This is a genomic window from Psychrobacter sp. Choline-02u-9 (genome assembly GCF_002836505.1).
In the GTDB taxonomy this organism is placed as follows: Bacteria; Pseudomonadota; Gammaproteobacteria; order Pseudomonadales; family Moraxellaceae; genus Psychrobacter.
In genome coordinates, this window is the sequence record NZ_PJBF01000054.1 from 63,407 (window position 1) to 88,576 (window position 25,170).

At 44.1% G+C, this 25,170-nt stretch carries 22 protein-coding genes; 12 read left to right on the forward strand and 10 right to left on the reverse strand.

What is annotated here, in order from left to right; all coding sequences use genetic code 11:
• The first annotated feature begins 96 nt into the window (after positions 1-96).
• The 10 genes from betA to CXF69_RS08540 all read left to right on the forward strand — a co-directional run bounded on the left by betA (position 97) and on the right by CXF69_RS08540 (position 11,827).
• Entirely contained in the window at positions 97-1,797 is a 1,701-nt protein-coding gene (gene betA / locus CXF69_RS08495) for a choline dehydrogenase (protein ID WP_101206334.1), read from the forward strand.
• Positions 1,798-2,088: 291 nt separating this feature from the next.
• Positions 2,089-4,134: a choline BCCT transporter BetT gene (betT, locus tag CXF69_RS08500; RefSeq protein WP_101206335.1), complete on the forward strand. Its 2,046-nt coding sequence runs from the start codon at positions 2,089-2,091 to the stop codon at positions 4,132-4,134.
• A 220-nt stretch (positions 4,135-4,354) separates the two neighbouring features.
• Positions 4,355-4,843, forward strand: a complete 489-nt coding sequence (locus tag CXF69_RS08505; RefSeq protein ID WP_101206336.1) for a M48 metallopeptidase family protein — start codon at positions 4,355-4,357, stop codon at positions 4,841-4,843.
• A 435-nt stretch (positions 4,844-5,278) separates the two neighbouring features.
• Positions 5,279-5,701: a Replicative DNA helicase gene (locus tag CXF69_RS08510; RefSeq protein ID WP_101206337.1), complete on the forward strand. Its 423-nt coding sequence runs from the start codon at positions 5,279-5,281 to the stop codon at positions 5,699-5,701.
• A 68-nt stretch (positions 5,702-5,769) separates the two neighbouring features.
• Complete coding sequence (locus CXF69_RS08515; RefSeq protein ID WP_101206338.1) at positions 5,770-6,924, forward strand: flavin monoamine oxidase family protein; 1,155 nt, start codon at positions 5,770-5,772, stop codon at positions 6,922-6,924.
• Between the two features lie 78 nt (positions 6,925-7,002).
• A complete protein-coding gene (locus tag CXF69_RS08520; protein WP_101206339.1) occupies positions 7,003-7,941 on the forward strand; it encodes a DMT family transporter in 939 nt (312 codons plus the stop codon).
• Between the two features lie 212 nt (positions 7,942-8,153).
• Positions 8,154-9,914, forward strand: coding sequence for a TrkH family potassium uptake protein (locus tag CXF69_RS08525; RefSeq protein ID WP_101206340.1), 1,761 nt, complete (start codon positions 8,154-8,156; stop codon positions 9,912-9,914).
• Positions 9,915-9,982: 68 nt separating this feature from the next.
• The gene (locus CXF69_RS08530) at positions 9,983-10,684 is read left to right on the forward strand and encodes a potassium channel family protein (RefSeq protein ID WP_057761091.1); all 702 of its coding nucleotides are present in this window, start codon (positions 9,983-9,985) and stop codon (positions 10,682-10,684) included.
• Positions 10,685-10,728: 44 nt separating this feature from the next.
• Positions 10,729-11,271 carry a DUF3124 domain-containing protein gene (locus tag CXF69_RS08535; protein WP_101206454.1) on the forward strand — a complete coding sequence of 181 codons (543 nt, stop codon included), beginning with the start codon at positions 10,729-10,731 and terminating at the stop codon, positions 11,269-11,271.
• Between the two features lie 142 nt (positions 11,272-11,413).
• Positions 11,414-11,827 carry a PaaI family thioesterase gene (locus CXF69_RS08540; RefSeq protein ID WP_101206341.1) on the forward strand — a complete coding sequence of 138 codons (414 nt, stop codon included), beginning with the start codon at positions 11,414-11,416 and terminating at the stop codon, positions 11,825-11,827.
• Positions 11,828-11,884: 57 nt separating this feature from the next.
• Here the strand turns inward: CXF69_RS08540 and CXF69_RS08545 are convergent, their stop codons facing one another.
• From CXF69_RS08545 to CXF69_RS08590, 10 genes are all read right to left on the reverse strand, one after another.
• Complete coding sequence (locus tag CXF69_RS08545; protein ID WP_404944623.1) at positions 11,885-12,574, reverse strand: c-type cytochrome; 690 nt, start codon at positions 12,572-12,574, stop codon at positions 11,885-11,887.
• A gap of 87 nt (positions 12,575-12,661) precedes the next feature.
• Positions 12,662-14,263 carry a flavin monoamine oxidase family protein gene (locus CXF69_RS08550; RefSeq protein WP_102078441.1) on the reverse strand — a complete coding sequence of 534 codons (1,602 nt, stop codon included), beginning with the start codon at positions 14,261-14,263 and terminating at the stop codon, positions 12,662-12,664.
• A gap of 81 nt (positions 14,264-14,344) precedes the next feature.
• Complete coding sequence (locus tag CXF69_RS08555; protein ID WP_102078445.1) at positions 14,345-15,718, reverse strand: cytochrome c; 1,374 nt, start codon at positions 15,716-15,718, stop codon at positions 14,345-14,347.
• A 178-nt stretch (positions 15,719-15,896) separates the two neighbouring features.
• Entirely contained in the window at positions 15,897-16,454 is a 558-nt protein-coding gene (locus CXF69_RS08560; protein WP_102078440.1) for a YceI family protein, read from the reverse strand.
• Between the two features lie 258 nt (positions 16,455-16,712).
• A complete protein-coding gene (locus CXF69_RS08565; RefSeq protein ID WP_102078439.1) occupies positions 16,713-17,522 on the reverse strand; it encodes a PAP2 family lipid A phosphatase in 810 nt (269 codons plus the stop codon).
• A 118-nt stretch (positions 17,523-17,640) separates the two neighbouring features.
• A complete protein-coding gene (locus CXF69_RS08570; RefSeq protein WP_102078438.1) occupies positions 17,641-18,114 on the reverse strand; it encodes a diacylglycerol kinase in 474 nt (157 codons plus the stop codon).
• A 178-nt stretch (positions 18,115-18,292) separates the two neighbouring features.
• On the reverse strand, positions 18,293-19,633 hold the full coding sequence (locus CXF69_RS08575; protein WP_102078437.1) for a sensor histidine kinase: 1,341 nt from the start codon (positions 19,631-19,633) through the stop codon (positions 18,293-18,295).
• Between the two features lie 127 nt (positions 19,634-19,760).
• Entirely contained in the window at positions 19,761-20,456 is a 696-nt protein-coding gene (locus CXF69_RS08580; protein WP_102078436.1) for a response regulator transcription factor, read from the reverse strand.
• A 106-nt stretch (positions 20,457-20,562) separates the two neighbouring features.
• Entirely contained in the window at positions 20,563-22,281 is a 1,719-nt protein-coding gene (locus tag CXF69_RS08585; RefSeq protein ID WP_102078435.1) for a phosphoethanolamine transferase, read from the reverse strand.
• A gap of 141 nt (positions 22,282-22,422) precedes the next feature.
• Positions 22,423-23,112 (reverse strand): Crp/Fnr family transcriptional regulator, encoded by a 690-nt coding sequence (locus tag CXF69_RS08590; RefSeq protein ID WP_180952640.1) that lies wholly within the window; start codon positions 23,110-23,112, stop codon positions 22,423-22,425.
• An 85-nt stretch (positions 23,113-23,197) separates the two neighbouring features.
• Here CXF69_RS08590 and CXF69_RS08595 point away from each other — a divergent pair, with 85 nt between their 5' ends.
• Both CXF69_RS08595 and CXF69_RS08600 read left to right on the forward strand, forming a co-directional pair.
• Entirely contained in the window at positions 23,198-23,989 is a 792-nt protein-coding gene (locus tag CXF69_RS08595; protein WP_228706760.1) for a class II aldolase/adducin family protein, read from the forward strand.
• A 7-nt stretch (positions 23,990-23,996) separates the two neighbouring features.
• A complete protein-coding gene (locus CXF69_RS08600) occupies positions 23,997-24,869 on the forward strand; it encodes an alpha/beta fold hydrolase (protein WP_102078433.1) in 873 nt (290 codons plus the stop codon).
• Positions 24,870-25,170 lie beyond the last annotated feature (301 nt).

Sequence of the window (25,170 nt, forward strand, 5' to 3'; positions counted from 1 at the left end):
AGCCAGTAAGGTTTCTTATTAGCTTTAATTTAGCCTTTTTAGTAGACCTTACTGACCTTAAACGATGTATGTTTTTTCAATATTATGGAGTATGTTATGACATCAACCACACCTGAGTATGACTATATTATTGTTGGGGCAGGCTCAGCAGGAAATGTGCTGGCTACGCGTCTGACCGAAGATGCCAATATTAAGGTATTGCTGTTAGAAGCAGGTCGTCCAGATTATCGTTTTGACTTCCGTACCCAAATGCCAGCTGCGCTTGCCATGCCGCTACAAGGGACGACTTATAACTGGGGTTATAAGACAGATCCTGAGCCATATATGAATAACCGTGTCATGGACTGCGGTCGTGGCAAAGGGCTAGGTGGCTCATCATTGATTAACGGTATGTGCTACATCCGTGGTAATGCGCTAGATTTTGATGATTGGTCTAAAATAAAAGGCCTGTCAGACTGGACGTATTCGGATTGCTTACCGTACTTCAAAAAGCTAGAAAACTGTGACGCTGGCGAAAATGACTATCATGGCGTGGGCGGTCCTGTTGAAATGACCACCTCAAAGCCAGGGGTTAATCCACTGTTCCAAGCTATGATTGAGGCGGGCGTGCAAGCGGGTTATCCATGTACCGAAGATCTAAACGGCTATCAGCAAGAAGGTTTTGGTCCGATGGATCGATTCGTGACGCCTAACGGTCGCCGTGCATCAACGGCTCGCGGCTATCTTGACCGTGCCAAACCGCGTAGCAACATTACGATTTTGACAGGTGCATTGACTGACGTAATTTTATTTGACGGCAAGCGCGCTGTCGGTGTCAAAGTCGAACACGAAGGCCAGACCAAAAATTTCCATGCCGCTCGTGAAGTGATTGTCTCATCTGGTGCGATTGCCTCACCACAACTGCTACAGCGTTCAGGTATCGGTCCTGGTCAGTGGTTAAAAGATGCTGGCGTGACTGAAATATTGGATCTGCCAGGTGTCGGTAATAACTTACAAGACCATCTAGAGCTATATATGCAGTATGAATGCAAACTGCCAGTGTCAATTGCGCCTGCCAATAAATGGTGGAATAAGCCTGCGATTGGTGCGGAATGGTTGTTCAATGGCACAGGTCTTGGTGCGTCTAACCAATTCGAAGGTGGCGGGTTCATCCGTACGGATGAGAAGTTTACCCATCCAAATATTCAGTATCATTTCTTGCCACTAGCCGTACGCTACGATGGCCGCAGTGCTGTGAAATCACACAGCTTCCAAGCACACGTCGGCTCACTGCGCTCACCGAGCCGTGGCCGCGTCAAGCTAAAATCACGTGATCCGAAAGCACATCCAAGTATCTTATTTAACTACATGTCGCATGATCAAGACTGGCAAGAGTTCCGTGCTGCAATGCGTATCACGCGTGAGATCATGCATCAGCCAGCGCTTGACCCTTATCGTGGTCGCGCGATTGCACCGACCGATGATTTGGTCACCGACGCCCAGTTAGATGAATACGTACGCAATCATAGTGAGACGGCTTATCATCCATCTTGTACTTGTGCGATGGGTGAAGATAATGATTCGGTGGTAAACGGCGAAGGTCTGGTACATGGTATTGATGGCTTGCGAGTCGTCGATGCGTCTATCATGCCAAACATTATTAGTGGTAATCTCAATGCTACAACTATTATGTTGGCCGAAAAAATCGTCGACAAGATGAGAGGCGTACAGCTGCCACGTTCAACGGCAGATTATTATGTGGCCAATGGTGCACCGCTGCGCTCAGAGCCAATGCGCGATTATCTCTCGACGGTGTAGGCTGCGATATAAGCCTGCATACAGGTTACTGAATAAATAACGATATGAGAAAATTTTAACCAAAAGGCCTTTCCAAGTAGAGGCCTTTTCTATCAGCGCTAACGTATTAGAATAATGAATACCGTTCAGGTTGAATTTGTTTATAATTTTATTAGCTTTTTATTTATTGGTACTGCTTTGTCCGTCATGCGATTGGTTCTACGTATACGGTTATAGATCATCAGTCTACTATTAGACGATGCCGGACAAAGCAATATCGGACCCTGTTTAATTTATATATTGAGGTCTTTTATGTACAGTTCGCCATCACAAGATGTGACGAAACCTCTGACCCTAAACAAAACCGTGTTTATGGGCTCAGCTATTATTTCTATTTTATTGATAATCTGGACCATCGTTTTTCCAAATTATAGTGAGGCCTTGTTGAGCGCAAGCATGACTTGGGTATCAGACAAGTTTGGCTGGTATTATATGTTGGTGGTTGCCGCTTATAGTATTTTTGCGTTGTTTGTTGGTTTTTCTAAGTACGGTGATATAAAGCTTGGTCAAGACCACGAAAAAGCACAATTTCCGTTTTTAGCGTGGGCGGCCATGCTGTTCTCAGCGGGTATTGGTATTGACCTGTTGTTCTTTGGTGCCTCTGAGCCTTTGATGCATTATTTGACCCCGCATACAGGCTTAGAGCCTGCTAGTGCTGAGGCCATGCGCGAAGCACTTGCTCAGACTTTCTTGCATTGGGGTCTACACGGGTGGGGTATTTATGCACTAATCGGTATGGCGCTGGCTTACTTTGCTTATCGCAAAAACATGCCACTCGCGTTACGCTCGCCGTTGACACCGATATTTGGTGAACGTTTAATCAAAGGTTGGTTAGGCGATGGTATTGATACCTTCGGTGTCGTCTGTACGTTGATGGGTATTGCAACCAGTTTAGGTATTGGGGTATTGCAGGCCAATGCTGGCTTGACCCATGTGTTCGGTATCGAATCTAGCAAAACGGTTCAGGCGCTCATCATCGTAGGTGTTGTCGCGGCTGCTGCTATCTCTGCGATGACAGGTGTCGAAAAAGGCGTTCGTCGTCTATCTGAATTCAACATGCTGTCGTCAATACTCTTGTTGCTTGCCATATTGGTAATGGGCAATACGGTGTATCTATTAAATACCTTTACTCAAAATATCGGTCAATATTTCCAAACCATCATTTATAAAACCTTTGACGTTTATGCTTATGACGGTGCTGCTGGTGCCGAGTGGAAATCTTGGTGGACGATATTTTTCTGGGCATGGTGGGTTGCTTGGGCACCGTTTGTCGGTCTGTTTATCGCGCGTATTAGCCGTGGCCGTACTCTACGTGAGTTTGTATTTGGTGTGATGTTTATTCCGCTTGGTTTTATCTTCGCATGGTTCTCTATCTTTGGTAATTCAGCGATAGATTTGGTTGCCAATGGCGCAACAGAGCTTGGCGAAATCGCGGTCAATGATGCGGCAATGGGCATGTTTGCGCTGTTTGAGTACTTCCCTTACAGTGAGGTATTGTCATTTGCTGGTGTGGTTATTGGTCTTATTTTCTTTGTGACTTCTGCTGACTCAGGCGCGTTAGTACTAGCGAACCTGAGCTCAAGAGGTATGACCAATGATACCGATGCTCCTGTTTGGTTACGTCTGTTTTGGGCAGCAGCGACTGGTCTTATTACGTTAGGACTGTTATTTGCAGGTGGCTTTGCCTCATTGCAATCTGTTTCTGTTATTGCAGGTTTGCCATTCTCTATTATTCTTGTGCTCTACATGATGTCTATGTGGAAGTCGCTAAAAGAAGAAGGCAACAAGCGTAAAGCTAGTACAATCGGCACGGCAAATGTGTTGGACAGTGGGAAGAGCTGGAAAGCGCGCTTGCAACGTATTGTGAGTTTCCCAGGACATGCACAGGTTGAAAAATTCTTGCATACGGTCGTGATGCCAGCGATGTCTGAGGTCGAAAAAGAATTTAAAGCAGGTGGTCTCAAAACCTCGTTAGATACCAAAAACCTTGCCAGTATCGGTGAAGGTATCGATGCAGGCATGGACCAAGATAGTGGTCAGGTAGACGGTCTAAAACTGCGTGTCGGTCACGGCGATGAAGATGACTTTATTTATGAAGTCAATTTGATTAAAGCTCATCGTCCTAACTTTACATTGAGCACATCTACCAAGCACGCAGAGTACTACTACCGTGCGGAAGTTTTCTTAAGTGAAGGCTCGCAGGAGTATGACTTGGTTGGCTACTCAAAAGAGCAGGTATTGGTTGATATCCTAAATCAGTACGAACGTCACTTGCAGTATCTGCATTTAGAGCGTTAATCAGGCAAACTTTTTAAGTAAAACTATCAGTAAAAATATCCCCATAAGTTGAACGCAGCTTATGGGTTTTTTTATGACTAACTATTTATAAATAACTGTCATTTAAGTTGAAGATATATCCCAAATAAGTGGCAAACAAGCGCCGCAAATATAAGGTAAAATTCATTAAGATTAAATTGATCGACTGATACGCTGCAACGTATTAGCAAAGGATACATTTGTGACCAAATTAAAGTACATAGCGCATTACTCAGAACAGATTCAAACTCAAGCTGCTCAGCTTATCAGTGATGGTAGGTTGGGCGAGTATCTGGAAAAAAAATACCCAACTCAGCATCAAATCCAAAGCGACAAAGCGCTCTATCAGTATATCAATGAGATAAAAACCCAATACATGCGTAAGATTGGTCAGCTATCAAATGTCAGCTATAGCAGTAAATTGAAAGTTTTAAAACATGCCCTAGGTATCCATACGACGCAATCGCGCGTACAGGGCAGTAAGCTGAAATCGCACAATAGCATCACGGTAGCCAGCCTATTTAAAGACGCGCCGCCAGAGTTTTTGCGCATGATAGTGGTGCATGAGCTTGCCCATTTCAAAGAGCATGAGCATAACAAAGCGTTTTATCAATTATGCTGCCACATGGAGCCTGAATATCATCAATTTGAGCTGGATACGCGACTGTGGTTGCACTGGCGCGAGTTGTAACCCTAATATAGTCAAGTCTATATAAATCCGCTACATCATCGTCATCCTCGCTAAGCATACTAATGTATAACTTGCGCTCGGTTGCCTTGTGCTGCTTTTAAATTGAATCGACTATAGTATGAATAGCAACCTTAATAAGGTTCATAGTAATCTTAATAACAGCCACATAAATATTGTGTTCTTCTCTGTAGCAATCATCTGAGCCGCTAGGGCGTGTCCTCAATTCAATTGATCATATCTAAACGGGCTAAAAATGGCTAAATTTTGCCAAACATCGTTAAATAGCTGGTTAATATCCCGATATTATCTGCGCTACTTTCCTTGTTTGACTGCAGTTTATCTCATTTTTATCACCATTTTTAAAATGAGGACACGCCCTAGAATTACGTTATAATCCTAACCACACACGATATAGTCAATAAAAGGTTGTAAACAATGATTAATACCAAAATATATAAAGCCATTTACACCTTAGCCGAAGAATTGTTAGAAGCGGATCGCAGAGGCAATCAAGAAAAATTTGATTCGTTATATGCTGAACTAAACGCCATTTGTACCGACAATGAAGGCACTGACAAAGACCACCCAGAACAATGGGAAACGCTTGCTGATTTCACAGAAGATTTGGACGCAGCACTGGTGATTTATGACAAAGCACTGGCCAAGGCTACTGCCATTAACTCAAAAGATCATATGTCATCGATTGCTTTTTCTATGGCGGTGCTACAGCTTGAGACAGGCGAAAAAGAAGCCGCTATCCAAAGCCTACAAAATGCTAAAGTCACAGCCAATAAAATTGAAGACAAAGAGTTTAAGGTTGAGATTGATGAGATGCTGACTAAGTTGTTGGGTGAGTAGTTTCACTCGAACAATTTTGATCGAGTAGTCCTGATTAAATGTACTTGATGAGATAGGACGTATTTGATATGCAAAACGTACCAGTGGTGATCGTCGGTGGTGGATTAAGTGGATTGTATGCTGCCTTCTTATTAGAACAAAAAGGCATTGATTATATACTGATAGAGGCTCGTGATAGATTGGGCGGGCGTATCACTGTTGCCAAATCATCAGTGGGTCAGAATGTTAGCGATCAAAGTGGCGATCATGAAAAATCAAACGATGGCTTTGATTTAGGGCCGTCGTGGTTTTGGCCAGAGTATCAGTCGCAGTTGAGCAGTCTTATCGAGGCATTAGGTTTACCACGTTTCGCCCAGTTCGAAGAAGGCGATATGATGGTTGAACGTGGCCCCAGTGAGTTGCCTATCCGTACGCAAGGTTATCAGAGCTCGCCACCATCTATGCGCCTCGTGGGTGGAATGACGGCGCTAATTAATGCTTTATATGCTCGCTTGGATGTCAAGCGTATCTTAACGGGACAGACAGTAAGGCGCTTAACCAAGACTGGTCAGCATATTAAAATAGACAGCGAGTATGGCTCTGAACATATCAACGCTGGTCAAATAATCACTTATCAAGCGCAGCATGTATTACTTGCGCTACCACCGCGGTTGGCGGTTAGTAATATCGTATTTGAACCTACTTTACCGCAAGATTTAGCGATAGAGTGGCAAGAGACCGACACTTGGATGGCTCCCCATGCCAAATACGTCGCTATTTATGAATCACCATTTTGGCGAGATGCTAGTCTCTCGGGTGCTGCGCGCAGTGCAATAGGGCCGCTTACTGAGATACATGATGCCTCGACATTAGAGAACGATGGGGCATTGTTTGGTTTCTTTGGCGTTCCTGCTCAAGTACGTCGGAGCGTCTCTGATACGGTGCTAAAAGAACATTGCCGTGCCCAGTTGGTGCGACTATTTGGTGCGCAGGCAAGTACTCCGAAAGCTGAATATCTTAAAGACTGGGCAACAGACCCATTAACAGCGATGCCCGCTGATGCTAGCGGCAACGGTCAGCATGCAGTAGCTCCGCCATCCAAGCCAAAAACAGGCGTGTGGCAAGACTGTCTAACAGGTTGTGGTAGTGAGTGGTCGGCGCAGTTCCCTGGCTATGTCGCTGGAGCAATTGATGCAGCAACCGTCGCTGTACAAAGCTTACCTGCTGATATTTTTTGCCAGTAGCTATTAGGGTGCTGTTATAAGTTATTTTAAAGGCCATCTAACATGATTAAGAAATTTCGTCATCCAATAGGATAGTCGATGAATGACTCGCTCAAACAAACCAGTATTCACAAAACTACTTGGTTGGTGCCTTTTGTTTGTATGCTGGCAGGTGGGGCACTCACTGGTATCTCGACCAATGTGGCAAAGTACGCTATCGATGTCGGTCTGACCCCATTAGGGTTTTTGTTTTGGTCGATTACTGGCGCTGCTGTTATCTTACTGATGGTAGCGCTCATCAGAAAAGAACTCCCTCCTCTTAATGCGCGCAGCTTAGAGTATTACTTTGTCGCGGCGCTGGTCAGTGTCGCGGCCGCCAACTTACTGTTATTTTCTGCCATTCCTCATGTGGGCGCAGGTTTCGTCGCCTTAATCCTCTCATTGCCGCCACTGCTAACTTATCTTGGTGCGCTGTTACTACGTATAGAGCAATTTTATATTGTCCGTGCGCTTGGGGTCATCGCGGCACTCATTGGAGCAGGGGCATTAGCCGTGCATAAATTCTTTGCGCCAGATTCTAGTGTATTTTGGATTTTAATCGCGCTTTGTGGCCCAGTGCTACTTGCTATTGGTAATATATATCGGACATTACGCTGGCCTGATAATGCGTCTTCTGGTGCACTCGCTCCAGGTATGTTGATTGCGACAGCGCTGCTGCTAGGTTTGTTTGGTATGATGTCAGACTTTTCTATTGCTGTACCTTTAGAGAATTGGTTGCCGCTAAGCATGATAGCTACACAAGCATGCGTATTCGCTGGACAGTTTTTACTGTTATTTCTATTGCAAAAGACAGGTGGACCCGTGTTGCTAAGCTTACTAGGCGCAGTAGGAGCCATTGTGGGCGTGCCCATCGCTATTTTTTTGCAAGGGGAGAGTCCACCAGAAGGTTTATTTTTAGGTGCGACCTTAATTGCTATTGGTGTGGCATTGGTGACATGGGGCGGCGTAAAAATAGCAAAAGTAAAAGAAGAAGTTTAATAAATGTGTATAAGCGATAGCATTAAACTATAGAGTTATTAAAACCGTTACTGCCTAATGCGCACTTTTTATCTCGCTCTGGTTGTCAGTATCTAGCTTATCAATAGCTGCTATGACTCAATAATTGGTTACGATTAACTTAAATCACTTTTTGTGGATACGACAAAAAAGGAGTATAAGTATCGTGGTTATCGTTGTCATGGACTCAGGCTATGAATGCAGCCACGCGTTATCGGTTATTAAACAATTTTACGATTCTTATTAGTGTCATCGGGGTAGCGATTGCCTTGTTAGATAGTGGTTTTACACTACCGACGTGGCTCCAGCAAGTATTCCATATTTTCTATTTGGTCATTATTTTTCTCAGTTTTATGGTGACCGCTGGGCGTTACATCTATACCAAAAAGCCATTAACGCTTAATAAAGTCGCCGTCTTTGACGCACTGACCAGCATTGCCATTATCATTTTATTGACCGCGCATTTTACGGACTTAGTACGTTCGGGCCTATCTGCTGCCGTTGATGGCTTTGTCGCGATAAAGATAGCGGTGTTTGTCACCTTCGTCCGCGAACTCTCCGATCACAATTTTAATCTCAATCGTACCTTTCTACATCCTGCCCAGTTTTTTATTCTAAGCTTTTTAGTCGTGGTGCTGGTTGGTGCCTTGCTATTGATGATGCCCAATGCGACGACGCAACCACTGTCTTTTGTTGATGCGCTTTTTACCGCGACCAGTGCGGTTTGTGTGACGGGGCTTATCGTAGTGGACACTGCCACCTATTTTACGACTTTTGGACAAGTTATTATTATGGGGCTGATACAAATTGGCGGTTTGGGTATTTTGACCTTTGTGACCTATTTTAGTTATTTCTTTAAGGGCGGTGTCAGTTATGAGACACAAGCCAGCATCAGCGAGATGTCTTACATGCGCGGTATGGGTGATGTGGTGTCGACACTTAAGTCTATCTTATACGTCACGTTTGCGGTCGAGGCGGTAGCGGCTGCGCTGATTTATATCAGTATTTATGACATACCCAATATGGATTGGTCTGAGCAGCTATTCTTTTCAGTCTTTCATGCGATTTCTGCTTTTTGTAATGCTGGATTTTCGACATTTAGTGCTGGCTTGTACGATGATTCGCTACGTTTTAATTATTCGCTACAGCTGATTCTGGCGATGACATTTATCTTCGGTGGTATGGGTTTTACTATTGTGGTCAATGTGCTTAGGTATTTACGTTATCGTGCTCAGCGGCTGATCAATCGCCATGACCAACGCTATATTTATCAGCCTTGGTTACTTAATATCAATAGTCGTATTACTTTGATTACCACAGGCGCATTACTGTTGGTCGGTCTGATTGGGGTGATGATATTTGAATACAATAATGTGCTCGCTGACCATACCAGTTTCCTCGGTAAGCTAGTAACAGGGTTTTTTACTGCGGCTACCCCGCGTACGGCAGGATTCAATGTGATTGATATGGGTGAGCTTACGTTTCCAACGGTGATGCTGACGATATTTCTAATGTGGATTGGTGCTTCGCCAAACTCGACAGGTGGGGGTATCAAGACCAGTACCTTTGCGATTGCGTTATTGAATACATTGAGCCTAGCTCGTGGACAGACCAAGATAGAGGTGTTTAAACGAGAGATTGCGGAGATTTCAGTTCGCCGCGCATTTTCTATTATGTGGCTGTCGCTACTGGTCATCGGTACGGGCGTGACACTCATCAGTTATGATCAGCCAGAGCTTGATTTGATTAAAGTGGTATTTGAGTGCTTTTCAGCGTATAGCACGGTGGGGCTAAGTTTAAACCTGACAGCAGACTTATCAGATTTTAGTAAAATAGTGGTTTCGGTCATTATGTTTGTTGGCCGCGTCAGTATGCTGACGATATTTATCGCACTGCTAAAAAATATGCGTCAACGTAATTATCGCTATCCTACTGAAGAGATTACGATTAACTAATCCGTCGTAAACAGACTGAGTCGTTCTTAATAAATAGCAAAAAAATACTAAAAAAGGTTGTTTAAGTTATGAAGTACATCATCGTAGGGCTAGGAAATTTCGGTGCATCGTTAGGATCGGCATTGACCAGTCAAGGGCATGAAGTGATTGCTATTGATAGTAGTATGCAACGGGTTGAAGCGTATAAAGAAGTGATTTCTCATACGTTGTGTATGGATGCCACGGACGAGTATACGGTTAGCGGATTACCAATCGTTGATACCGATATTGTCATCGTGGCAATTGGCGAAGATCAAGGCGCTAATGTCATGGCAACGGCGCTGTTTAAGACGTTAAAAGCAAAACGTTTGATCAGCCGTAGTATCAATCCGCTACATGAAAAAGTCCTACAAGCCATCGGTGTGGATGATTTGATTCACCCTGAAAAAGAAGCGGCCAATCGCTGGGCCAAGCGTCTGTCACTACGTTATTTTGTCGATTCGTTCGAATTGAGCGATAACTTCAGCATGGTAGAGATTAAGATTCCAAATGTGCTGATTGGTAAGACCGTTGACGACTTACAGTTAGAGCAAAAGTTTAATATCCGATTGCTTAGTACGTTGCGCTATGAGTATTATGAAGACAGTTTTGGTCGTACGCAGAGCAAGCCTAGTATTCAAGGTTTGGCGACGCCTGAGCAAGTATTGCAAGAGCGCGATGTACTGGTGATCTATGGTGCCAACAAACACATCAATCAGTTCTTACGTAGTGTGGGTGTGAAAATCAAATAGCAGCTTGTCATCGCAGTGATACCAGAAGGTATAGGGAAATGATTATGAATAAGCGAAGTATATCTGTCCTACTGATCGCTATAATGGCACTACTGTCAGGTTGTGATCAGTCCGCGCAAGACCCGAACGTTCTTCTGTCTGAGCATCAAAAAGACCCGATTAAAGAGTTGGCGATTACCTCAGACGTGGATCACAGTCAGTTTGGTTACAAGCAAACCTTTTATGTACCGATTTATTCTGATATCTATACCGATAGAGACGCACGCAAAGTGCTGCTATCGGCCACGCTGAGTGTACGTAACACCACGCTCAAAAAGTCACTGTATATCAATAAAATTGATTATTACGATACAGATGGAGCATTGGTCAAATCATATCTAGATAAGCCTATCGAGCTACCAGCGATGGCGACGCTTAACTATATCGTCGAAAAAGAAGAGGATAAAGGCGGTTCTGGTGCCAACTTTATCATCGAAGTCGAAGGTGTGGATGAAACCGTCAGACCAGTGATAGAAGCGGTCATGATCGGTAACTTTAGCAATAAGGGATTTGCCTTTAGTACAGAAGGCACGCCCGTGATACATTGATATATGTATAGTCGGTACGTAGTTCAGAGTATTAAAAGAGCATCGTAACATAGGTAAAAATAGTTTCGATTTTGCCAACTAGTAATGATCGTATAAATGTATTAATCGAATCAACATGGACAGTTCAATTCAAGGAAGCCTTATGTCTGCAACCAAAGAAGAAATCAGCGCCTTTATGGCATTGGAGTTTCCACAAACCAAATGCGTCGTTGAGGCGGTCAATGAAAATGGTGCGACCTTATCGCACGAGATTGGCATAAATGAGTTGCGTCCCGGTGGCACAGTCTCGGGCCCTGTCATGATGGCCGTCGCTGATGTGGCTATTTATGTCGCGATACTCGGAAGAATCGGTATAGTCCCATTAACGGTGACGACGAGTTTGACCATCAATTTTTTGCGTAAGCCATCAGCGGACTCTCGTATTATCGCCGAGTGTACTTTATTGAAAGTGGGACGTACGTTGATAGTAGGTGAGGTATCTCTTTATTCGGAAGGGTCTGATGATGTGGTGGCTCATGTAGTCGGCACATATTCAGTGCCGCCTAAGCGTAGTTAAAGCTAGGCATAAGAGTTCGAATACTTTGTAAGGTAGCTAGCTTATAGTGTATTTTACTTACTCACTAGGGTCTGATCCTGGTGGGAAGTCATGGCGTAGCTGTGCGACATTAGCAGTAGTTACTGTATCAGTGAAGCTATTTAGATCGCTATGCACGTATTGTGTGACAGCTGCTATTTGCTCGTCATTCATCATACGGTGGAACGATGGCATACCGCGCAGGCCATTGATAACGACACTAATAATATAGTACTTCGATTGCATCTTGCTATTATTTGCCAGTGGTGGATAGTAGCCTGTGCCTTGCGCGCCTTCACCTTTTTGCATATGACAACCTGCACAAGAGTCATCGTAGAGCTTTTTGCCATTGATCGTAAAGAACCCAGTTTTACCTTGTATGCTGCCTTCAAATTTAGTGAGCCACTGCTGCATGCTAGCATCATCGCTCATTTTTGGTATTGAGCGTACATCGACAATGTTGCTGGTGGGTTCAGCCAATTCTGCTTTGGACATATATACGCCGCCCCATGCACCTTGATTGCGACTGGCCTGATTGTCAAAACTGTTGCCAAATAGCATGGGCGCTGTTTGCGGGCTGGCGATAGTGGCTGCGTTTTTTGCCTTATATTGACTACAGCCTGACAACGTTGTTAATGCGATTGACCCGCCAATCATGAGCATCATTATTGCCTTACTCGAGCTGAGCGAGCTAGACGATTTAAATGGGTTTACTGTCACCATATTCATGATTATTCCTAATATGCCTAGTCTCATTGTTATCATCCTTGCTTCAACGCCAGACTGGTTATCCAAAAGCTTATTAAAAAGACACTGCTATCCAAGCTTTTTGGCCTTTTGATGCAAGCGTTTAGCCGCATCCATACCAGATAATATTGCCCCTTCTTGCCACGCAGGAATGTGCGAGCAATGCTCACCTGCCAGTACGATGCGGTGGTCAATCTCGCAGAGTGTTTCGTAATACTGCTCACGACTGGATTCGCTCCAGATACCATAACAACCAAGCGACCAAGGGATACGGTGCCATGCGACGGATGTGCCCGAGCGGAACTCTTTGGTATATTGCGGATGAATCTGTTTGCCATAGGCGAGCGCCGCATTGATACGTTCCTTGGGTGTTAACGAGTTAAATTTATACGAGGTTTCGCCAAATCCGTAAGCGCCAAGTAACACACCAGAGCCTGTACTAAACATATCTTGTGACGGATAGGAGATTTGGGTGATCGGCAGATCAGTATAAGTGATGCCGCCATAGATCCACTCGTCCTCTTCCCAGAAGCGCCGTTTGAACTCCAAACCGACTTTATATGAGCTGTCATAAGGGACGGCTGCCATTGCTTTTTTCATCGGAGCGGAGACGTTGATATCAATTTGAGTCAATATGGATAAAGGAATTGTACAAATGCACCAATCTGCGCGCACGGTTTTGGTGGCACCGTCAGGGCTATTGCTATCAACATAATCAACGGTGACGCCCGTCTCGTCTTGATTGATCTTGGTGACTTTGGCATTGAAGGTAATCATCTCGCGACACTCACGCGTAAACGCATCACCGATTTTTCCCATACCGCCGACAGGCTGAAACATCGTTGGTTGATGCACATGCACAGTATAGTTGCTATAAATGTCCGACCACATGCCTGAGTCTAGTAGCTTATCCATCGGTATAGGCGTTGATGGCTTGGCATCAGGCATCAATCCACCACCCGGATACACACTGTAGCCGCGATGCTTGCCAGTTTCATGGCTTTTGACATAGCGATAGTTATTGTCCAGAACGCCCCAACTCTTTAGCCCTTCGAGTAGTTTTTCTTTGTCCTCTTTATCAACGCTACTGTCGAGACTGCCTTTATTGACGGCTTTGGACAGCAGTTCTGACACATAACCGCGAATATCACTCTGCACTTCACCCAAGCGCTGCGGCGCGCCGTTAAAGTGATTGGTACGGTGTAGATAAGCGCGATCATTGGTTTGGATAAATGGCTGCAATGCGACGCCAAACTTTTTGCAGTAATGAAAGACCGCGTAGTGATGGATAGGCAATCGCCATGGACCACCATTAAAGTAATTGCCTTTTTTAAAGTCGCAAGTGACCTCAGCACCGCCCAGCTCTGTATATTTATCACCGCTGTTGAGTGTCCAGCTACGTCCGCCGCCACGATTTTGGTACTCAAGCACGGTCACTTTGTAGCCTGCTTTGCGTAGCTCATAGGCGGCAGTCAGCCCGGCCAATCCTGCACCCAAAATCACGATACTGGCACCAGCAGGTGCGCCTTTCAGATTCATTTCTTCGTTAAAGCTCGACTCGGATGCAAACCCCAACGTGGTCATCGCTTGATACATCGCAGTTGCGCCTGCGGTCTTGCCAATCATGGAGAGCAGTTGCCGACGCGTGGGAGATTGGAGCAGGTCATTCATAGGATTATCTTTATCGTGCTAAGTCTTTGCATCATTATAAAAAGCGAAGATTAGAGCGCATTTTTATAGTTGGTTTTAGGGTTAGCTTTTTTCTTTTATCACACGCGTGACATCGGCCGCGCTGACATCGCTGCCTGGTAGACCACCAAATGTGACTCGTACATAGTTAGTGATACTAGCGATTTGTGTAGGGCTTAAATCTTTTGAAAAGCCGGGCATTTTTGGTGCTGTGTTAAATGCACCTTTTGCCCCAAATGCAATGACGCCAATGAGTGCATCAGGTTTTACGCGGCGAATACTACTCAAACCAACGATGGAGGCATAGCGGGCATCGGGCTGTGCGTAACCATCGACCCCATGACAACTGGCGCAATGGATGAGATATAAATCTTTTGGCGAATTGCTGTTCAGACCGCTATTGTTGGAACTATTGGCAATATTGGTTTTGGCATGCGCCAGATAGTCTTTTTGCTCAAGTAAGTCGTAAATAATCGAGTTACTGACTGGTTGCGGTAGACGAGAGACATTGACAGGTATCAAATAATCATCGGTCTTAATGGCTGGCACGACTTTTAAGTAGTCAGCCATTGCGATCAGGTCTTCATCAGTGAGATAACGCGTACTGTGCGCCACAGCTTCTGCCATCGGGCCGCCCGCGTAAGCGCGCTTATCAAGGGTGCCTGTACGCAGGTAAGTCACGATATCCATTTCGCTCCAACGACCAATCCCTGTGTCGTTGTCAGGGGTGATATTTGGTGCAAACCATTTACCAAGTGGTGCGCCAGATAAATAACGATCTTTATCAAGGCCTTGAGTTAAGTTGCGCGGCGTATGACAGGTACCGCAGTGCTCTAAGTTATTGACCAGATACTCACCGCGCTGCTGGGTTTGTGTCAGTCCTGAGCGATTTTCAGTAGAGGGCACTTTGATGACATTCCATGCCAGCATTAAGCTACGAATATTTAACGGGAAAGGCAAATGAGTGGTTTTTTCAGGTGGTTTGTCTACGATAGCAACGGTCTGAAAGTACGCAAATAAGGCGCTGATATCCTCATCTGTCATGCCATGATAGGACGGGTAAGGCATCGCAGGATAAATCTGATGATTGGGTGCACGACCTTTTTGCAAAGCCTTTTTGAAGTCAGATTCAGTATAGTTGCCGATGCCATAGCGCGTTGACGGTGTAATATTGGTCGAGTAGATATTGCCAATGGGCGTCTCAATTGGTACGCCGCCACTATAGTCATCACGGTGGCAAGCCATACAGTCGGCGCTGCGTGCTATGTAAGCGCCGCGATTGGCAAGCGCACTATTAGCAGGGCTGACATTTGGTAGGGTTATTCGACTGGGCAAAGTGTCTATTGGCAAACTGACAGTGCCTGCCATCACGACGGTAGACACTAAGCTGAATCCCAATGTCAGTGTTATTATCGAAGAAAATGACAATGCTGGCATGATTGCAGAAAGCGGTTTCGCAATACTCTTATAATACCGATGAATCATGTCTAATTCCTTTTTAAGCTTTCTGAAAATCACTACCAGTATCCATTCAGACAATGGCGAAACATTAAAAATACTATAGTCTGGCTGCTTCGACCTTGATACTTAAGTCAAGGTTTTTGGTCAGTCCGAACTAAGCGAATTTATTGATATTCCATTTTGTGCGATTAATCGTAGCAGTGAACTCGCCACCGCAAACATCTTTTCTGATGCTCGTGTTTAGATAACAATCGAACTTAGTCGCGGTCAGGCTAATTGGGTGGGTCTCGCCATGCAGTGTCAGTTGTCCATCTACCCGAGTGACCTGAGGGCTTTTTTTATCTTGATTAAAATGCCATTTTGTCGATTCAAAATGCGCTGAAGGAAACCTCTGCATATCAAAAAATTCAGGCCCCGTTAAACTATTATTAAAAGAAGGATTGCCCGTATTTAAGGAGTTTATGGGTATGATTAATGAGATATCGCCAATACTTAGGTTTGGATCGTATTGCAAATGACCTTTGATATTATAAAAGCCACCAGTCGTGGCTGAACTCTTAAAGCGTTCGATAGCAAATCGAATATGAGTGCTGGCAGGATTAATAGTGTAGTTGGCCGCTTGATTGCTATTTGTAGCGCCTATAAGCAGCAATGGAATGGTCAGAAAAGAATAGATATGCGATGATTTTGGCCTAATAGACAACAAGCGCATAGCCACATTCCTTTACCGGCTATTGATATAGAAGAGCTTATTCACAAGCGCTATCCGTGCGTTTGCTTAACAATAAGCCAGTGATTGTTAATTATTTATACAGGGTTTTTCAAATACTTAGTAGTGCTATTTTAGTAAAGAGTTGACGAACGGCTCTGTTATATTCGAACGTCAATTCCAACTATTAATGCATAAGTATTGATACCTAATTATTGAAGCTAAGTACTGATGCATAAGTACTGAACCTAAGTGCTGAATTTAAATGTTAGAGTGCTCAATGCTAGACAAGTTAATACCAGTATGTCTTTTATCGTCGTTGGTGCTGTGTGTTTTATTCTTAATCGATTGTTTAAAAAACAGGGCTGCGAGCGCACAGGCTATCGTTAATGACAGCAGCATTGAGACCAATGTATGGCTAAAGAAATGATCACCAAACAGCATTTTATACAGTCCCATTGTCCAGCCCAAAACAGTTACTGATATGACTATCTGATAGCGGTATTTTCTCAATGTCGGTAAAAAAACCAGTCCATATAAAGAAAACCCTGCGCTGGCGTGAGCCGCTGGAAAGCATCTGGCAGGCGTTGCTGCTACTATGTTTTGCCAAAGATTGAGGTAGGGCAAATCCCCATTAAAAATAACTAAGTCATTTGGGCAACTGACATGGGTGACGCCTTTGAGCGTGGCAATGGTAGCAGGTACAACTGCTAATATAATTAGTAGGTAGCTAATCTCGCGCATAGATAAAGGAAGTAGAAATCTATCAAGCTTACTACGATGGAGCTTATTACAGGTTAGGGCAGTAGCATTAAGCCTTGACTGTCTGTACTTGATAACTAAAACGGCTATGAGATAGACAGCCAAAAGAATCAACAACGCTTTGGGTAAATCATAAAAGATAAACGCATAAGGCTGCGCGCCTTTTTCGAGTAGCCAGTGTCCATTGTTATAAAAAAGCTCACTGATACGTACGTCTAATTGGCTATGCTCAAAAACTAAGGTGGCCATGATGGTGACGCACAGTAGTTTTAGCCAGTCCCAAGTCATTGCGTTTTTTTTTGAAGTCATGACTACACCTAATAACGTACGTGAGATGTTGAGAGATCTTAATACGATTTTCGTTTTATTGTTTACTTAAGATAGTGCTAGCAATGCCTTGCGCTGATATGCGAGTGCTTGTCATGCTTTAATAAAATAGAACAGACAATGCCATTACCCATAAGATCAGTAACAAACATAAAGACAAAAACTGTGCAGCAGAGCCGACATCTTTTGCGATTTTTGCGAGCGGGTGTTTGGCGGTTGAAGTATGGTCAACACAGGCTTCAATTCCTGTATTGAGCAGCTCGACAATCAACGACAAAAAAGAAGCGACGACCAGCATCATTTTTATACCAAGCGCAAAAGGCATAACGATGACAGCAGCTAGCAGTACAAGGTTGAGCCACACAACTTGTCTAAAAGCCGCTTCAAATTTATATGCGGCTTTAAAGCCATCTATAGAGTAACCAGTGGCTTTTATAATGCGTTGGATTCCCGTTTTGCCTTTGGCATGACTTGCAAAGCTATCAGCTGCGAGTGCACTATCATGTGCTGTTTGGTTGACAGAACTATGCTCGGCTGATGGGTCTATAAGGTCGGTATGAGTGATTTGCTTCATAGGGCATTCTTAATGGTCTATTAAAATTAAGATAGCCTGAGTATAAGACGGGAGAGGTTAAGAAAACGTTAAGAGGACATAGAGGGATGAGAATAAAGCATAATGGTTGTTTAAGTTTTTCATTTCCCAATCAGCAATTATGATTGGGAGGTGAAGATGTCTTTGGACTATCACGAGGTTATTTATAATAAATACTAAAGGTGCTACCACCTGAGCGATTGGCTTGGTGAGTGAGCTGCCAGCCCATATGCGACATTATACGCTGGACGATACTGAGTCCTAGACCTGACCCTTCAACCTTATGTTTTGTATCATGCTCTGACAACAGAATTGTTTGCTCGTCTTTATACTGAGACTCTAATCGCTCAAACCGTTCATAGAGTAAAGGCATCATCGCCTCAGGAATACCTAAGCCAGTATCAGTCACCGTGATTTTTTCGTCATCGATAGTAATGGTCACTTCGCCATCATCGGTATATTGAAACGCATTTTTAATGAGGTTGCCCAATGCCATTTTTAGGAGTTCGGGGCGTACGTAAGCGCTATATTCCTGCTCAGCAATGATCTGACAAGTCACAGACTTATACCGCAGCAAGTACTTTAGGCGCTGCATTTCTGCTAAAGCGATATTGTTGATAGAGGTTTGCGGTGCGTCTAACTTTTCAGGCGCGCGCGATAGTAGAAGCAGGGCAGTGATAATCTCAGAAGTTTCTTTGGCAGTAGTGCTAATGCGATTGGTAAACTCATTTAAGTGGCTGTCAGGGTCTAGTTGCGAGGCCAACACCTCGGAAGCCCCCATGATAATAGTCAACGGCGTGCGTAACTCGTGGCTGACATCACCAGTAAACAGTTGCTCGCGCTTGAGATATTGCTCTAACTTGTGGTTTTTCTCATCGATGGCCCGTGCCAAGACACCAACCTCAGATGGCAAGTGTGTCAAATCGCTTAAGTTATGATGATCGGTCTCGACGGCTTGCTTCAAATCCAATAAAGGCTTGATGATCTGTTTGGAAGATAACTGAGAGAAGATAGCGGCGATAAGTAAGCTTAGAATCACGGCTACTTTTAGCGTATCTGCAAATATGTCTTCTAGGTGCTCAAATATCGCCAAGACTGGGTAATTTCCCATCACCATTTCGGTGTTTTCTAGGTAAGTCAAAATATAGGTTTGACCGTCTTGGGTGTAGGCGAAAAGATGCAAGTTGGCATGACCTGCCCCAGATTCTTTATTAACAGTGACAGAAGTCTCTTGCACCGTGTCATTGGCTATCGCTTGTAAACTAGTAGGTGCTTTTTCATAGCGATAAATCTTGATACCTGGTTCAGCGACATAGATAGGCTGGTCACCATACTTTTCTTGACTAAGCTCTAGCTGCTGCAATAGGCGAGCCTTGACCAAATCTTGCTCTATTCGGCTCTCCGCGTACAAGAAAATACTGACAAAAGCTGCGCACAGTAATAATGCGAATATGAAGTAAGACAGTCTGAACTTATTGGCTATCGAGTCTATATTGAGCATGGCATGGGACAACCTAATAGAAGAAGGCGATATATAACAGGGCTATATATAATAGAGCGATAAATACGATATGGTAAGTCGGTTAGTAAGTCACATGAGGTTTATTCAATTCATCCTGCAACCATGACTACGCGCTTGCTGATTTATTAGGGTCAACAATTTGGTAGCCCACGCCAGGTACTGTGACTATCATGGGTGTGTCAAATGGCTTATCAACCTGCGCCCGTACGCTATGCATATGGGTGCGCAGTGCATCACTACTGGGTACGTCTAGTCCCCATACTTTTTCTTCAATCTCAGTTTTACTGACGACTCTAGGCGCTGCACTCATTAGGATATGCAATATTTTAAAGCCAGTTGGGGTAAGCTTCAGTGATTGTCCCTCACGCATAATAGTATGCTCACTGTTGTTTAAGGACAGCGCTCCGACCGCAATACTGTGGGCAAAATGATCGTCCTCGGTGCGACGTATGAGCGCTTTGATACGGCATTCCAGCTCAACCAACGAAAACGGCTTGACCAAATAATCATCAGCGCCGCTATCAAACCCAGCCACTTTATCCAAGATTGTATCGCGAGCCGTGAGCATTAGCACAGGCGTTTTGTCATGCAACTCTTCTCTGAGTTTTTTGCACAGCTGCGTGCCATCCATACCTGGCAGCATCACATCGAGTAGTATCACATCATAACGATTGTTTGAGGCAAGTGTTAGCCCGCTATAGCCGTTATGCGCGTTGTCTAACTCAAACCCTTTTGGCTCAAAAAAAGCATAAATATTGGCCACGATATCGGGGTTGTCTTCAATAACGAGTATCTTGTACATGATGCTGACCTAAAAAATAGTGGTTACCTAAAAGGACCGAGTAATATAAAAACGTAGGTAGAGAGCTGTTTTAATAAATTATTTGGAATAACTCACTTTTAACCAATCAATTAGAATGGGACAGTTTGAAAAGGGTTGCTTCACCTTTGACTTCATCGGTCGTAATACCAAAAAAGCTAAGCAATGTCGGGGTAATAAAATCGTGTGACACTGGCTGATTGACCATACTAGAAAGACTATCCGTATCGATGCTATTGCTATTAGGCGACCAAACTATCGTAGGCACGTGTTTTTGGGTATCGGGTGCGAACTTATAGGGTAGGCCGTGCAAGTAGATATTATTTTCACCCAAACTTTCTCCATGATCACTAATATATACCATTACCACATCATAATCTTGCTCATAAGGCTTTAACGTATCAATCACATTGTTCAAAAAATAATCGGTATAACGAATCGCATTATCATAGCCATTTATCACAGACTGAGCATCACATTTAGACAGCTCATTGGTCATGCAGACAGGGTTATATTTTTCAAATTCTTTAGGGTAGCGCTGGTAATAAGCGGGGCCGTGATTACCCATTTGATGCAGCAAAATAAGCGTGTCTTTTGGCATCTCTTTCTGTGAGCTGCCTGATTTAACCAGTTTATCAAACCCATCAAGCATGCCGATATCTCGGCATTCGACATCACAGTTTGGGTTTGTATCAGCTGTTTTGTAGTCTTCAAAAGTAACGCGATCAGCCACGCCTTTTGAGCTAGAGTTATTGTCCCGCCAAACGACATTGATCCCTTGCTTGCTTAGCGTATCGAGTACGTTTTCATTATATTTGGCGGTATCGATATCGTAGTCTGTTCGATTTGCATAGCTGAACATGCAAGGTACGGAGTAGGCCGTAGAGGTGCCGCAGGAGACGGCATTTTGAAAGCTATAGAGGTCTGATTGTTTTGAGAGCAGCGGTGTGGTATTACGTGTATAGCCGTTCAAGCCGAAGTGATCTGCTCGAGCGGTTTCACCAACTACAAATACCATTAGTTTTGGTTTGCCGCCGCCAGTAACACTATTAGCAGGTGCCACGCGTTTTGCGTCTGTCGCATGTAATGTGAAAGTATCAGGACGGCGCAGCTCATTGACATAGTTTTCGCCAAGTTTGATCGTAGAGTAAATAGGCGTGATCGGGTTAGCATAAGAACGGACTTGTTTATGCTGACGAAAGAAGCTGGCGTACTGGTCACCAAATGGTAAAAGACACGTTGCGATTAGCGCGATAGACAATATCAACGTGGCTGTCTTTTGTAGTATGCCTCGCTGCCACGTAAAGCGTTTTAGACGAATTTTGCTAATGATAAATGCTGGCAACACGCCCAGTAGCAGCACCCGAATGACCATGCTGGGGGCAAACAACCCCATTGCCTCTGCTTGATCGGTCTCCAGACTGTTGATCAGCATGTTGGTGTCAAATATCGTCCCGTAAGCATCGGTAAAATAACCACAGATGGCAGCGATAATCAGTAGCGTAGCCAGTACGGGTTTGGCAATTGGGCGATAGCACAGCAGCTGTAATACCAGCCACATCAGTCCAAATAACAAACCAGTAATAGACAGGATAAAGCCGACGTTTTTGCTAAATGGATAGACCGCCAGCACCTGCTCAAAAAACCCAATATTTGCAGTCGCTACCAAATATACAGCCACGATGATAATGAGATAACTGAGATTTATCTCACGATCATAGAGCTTACTAAGGTAGCTGGTCTTTGTATTGGCGTTGGGTGCTTTAACTTTGAGCACATTGGTCTTGATGACTTGAGGTATGGACATACAGATACTTCTCAACAGATGGTAGGAAATGTCATCCCTTACCATAGCAAGTGGTCTGTTAAGAAGATGTTAAGGCGATTGATGCTAACTATCATGAGTTAGATGCTGAGGTGTTTTCTGAGATTATTTTATACATTTAAGTTAGGCAGGATTCATCATCGCCATTAACTGAGGTTTGTCCTTTATGGTGATAAAACCATAGTGCATATCGATAAGGCCTTGTTTTTGCCACGATTGAATAATTTTATTGATGGTTTGTCTGGTAGTGCCAAGCATAAAGCCAAGCTCTTCTTGCGATAAGCGCAGTTCTATTTTGATATCGTCTCCTATTTGCTGTCCATAAGTGTCAATCAGTCCAATCAGCATGCTAGCCAGTCGCGCTGAGGTATTGAGTGAGGTAGCATCATCAATCCAATCAAATGCTCGGCGGATTCGCTCGCAGGTTATAAGCGCGAGGTGTTTATATAAAATCGGATGCAACTGCGCTGTTTGAATCACCAGATTTCTAGGGATTGAGATGAGCGTTACTTTGTTAATCGTCCACGCATCATGGGTGCGAGGATTGTCATCTATGATAGATATCTCACCAAACCACTCGCCACTAGATAGATGCGCCAGTGTCATAGCATGGCCACTAGCGCTCACATTACAGACTCTAATCGTACCCGACACGACAAAGTGTAGCGCCGCATCATCGCTATCACCGATGGCATGAATCATTTGACCTTTTTGGTATACCTTTAACACCGCATCGCCTGCCAGTAGCGGCTGCACAATGGCTGGTAATTGACTAAACCATGGGTCGTTATTTAAATAATGATTGATATTCATAAGTGTAATGTTTTTGACAGATTTGGTTTTATGAAATGGTGTAAAGTAATTATTCAGGATATCTAACACAGTAAAGGAATACACCATGCAAGCAACTATGCAAACCGCAACATCGACCGATTCAACCTCGAGTGTACACCATAATATGAGCGAACAAGAGTGGCAGATGCGCGTAAATCTTGCCGCCTGTTATCGAATGATTGCCTCTTATGGTTGGGATGATCTGGTATTCACTCATATCTCTGCGCGCGTACCAGGTACTGAAGATGAGTTTTTAATCAATCCGTACGGGATGTTATTCGAAGAGATTACCGCCTCTAGTTTGGTCAAGGTTAATAAAGCAGGCGAGAAAGTAGCGCCATCAGAGTTTGACGTAAATCCAGCTGGATTTATCATTCATAGTGCTGTGCACGAAGCTCGCGACGATGCGCATTGCGTTATCCATCTACATACAAATGATGGCGTTGCCGTCTCAGCGCAAGAAAAAGGCCTGCTACCTATCTCGCAACAATCATTATTTCCACTATCTAACTTGGCATACCACGACTACGAAGGTGTCGCATTAAACCCTGAAGAAAAGGTTCGTTTGGTTGCTGATTTAGGTGATGCTCACTTTATGATTTTGCGTAACCATGGTCTGCTCACTTGTGCCGATACGGTTGCCAATGCGTTCTTATACATGTATATCATGCAAAGAGCTTGTGAGATTCAGATCAAAGCGCAGAGCGGAGGAGGTGCCTTGACGCCGATACCAGCACAAATATTGGCCGGTATCCAAGCTGCATCAGAGCAAGTGACTCGAGGGGCGAATGGCGACATCGCATGGCCTGCATTGTTAAGGAAATTGCGTCGTACTGACCCATCATTTGAGGAGTAAATCTCTAATGATAACTCTTGATGAGTGGCAACGGCAGGGGCAATATGAATCCATTAACGGGCATCAAATATTCACTCGGTATGCAGGGGATAAAAGTGCGCCTGTATTGCTATTGATTCATGGTTATCCTAGTGCCAGTTGGGACTGGGAGGGTATGTGGGATGCGCTAACCGAACATTATTATGTCATCACTCTCGATATGCTAGGGTTTGGGTTGTCAGATAAACCCAAAAGCGCGCGCTATCTAATCAGTGAGCAGGCCGATATTTATCAAGCGGTTTTGCAAAAACTGGGTGTTAGTGATTATCATATATTAGCGCATGACTATGGTGATACAGTGGCTCAGGAATTGCTAGCCAGACAAGTAGAAGGGAGCGCTGAGCGACACATCGCTAGCGCATGCTTCTTAAACGGTGGTCTGTTTCCTGAGACGCACAAACCTATCTTGGTACAGAAACTACTGCTATCGCCATTAGGCCCTCTGGTATCGAAGCTGATTAATAAGCAGAAATTTGCGGGCAGTCTACAACGGATATTTGGCCCCGACACGCAGCCCACAGTAGAGGTGATAGACACGCTATGGCAGCTGTTAAGTCACAATGATGGGTTGGGTGTGATGCATAAGCTGATTAATTATATGCCCCAACGTCAGCAGTACCGCGAGCGATGGGTAGGCGCGATTATCAACAGTACCGTACCGGTGAAATTGATCGCAGGTGCCAAAGATCCTATCTCAGGACAGCATATGATTGATCGTTATCGTCAACTGATACCCAATGCTGATATAACCAATATGCCTATGTTAGGTCATTATCCGCAGATAGAAGATGCGGCAGCGATCACAGCGGCCTATCTACAATTTAGACGCAGTGTTCTGTAAATACAGTTCAATTTAACAAACGCAGGGCATCAAATGGTGCTCTGCGTTTGTTATTCTCTTATCATCCTTTAACTCTCAAAAAAACGCATAAGTCTAAATGAGACTAATATCCGTGAGCGTAGTCACAAAACTGTGCAAAAGGTTTTTGATAAAATGATCACCAAAAAACGGCGAGTTATCATTAAGTGGCCTATATGCGCAGTGCTACAAGATACTAATGACTTGATAAAAAGATATTTTGAAAAATTTGAGATTTTGGAGCGTAGTATAAGAGGTTGTCTTTTCCAGTCCCCACTAGGGA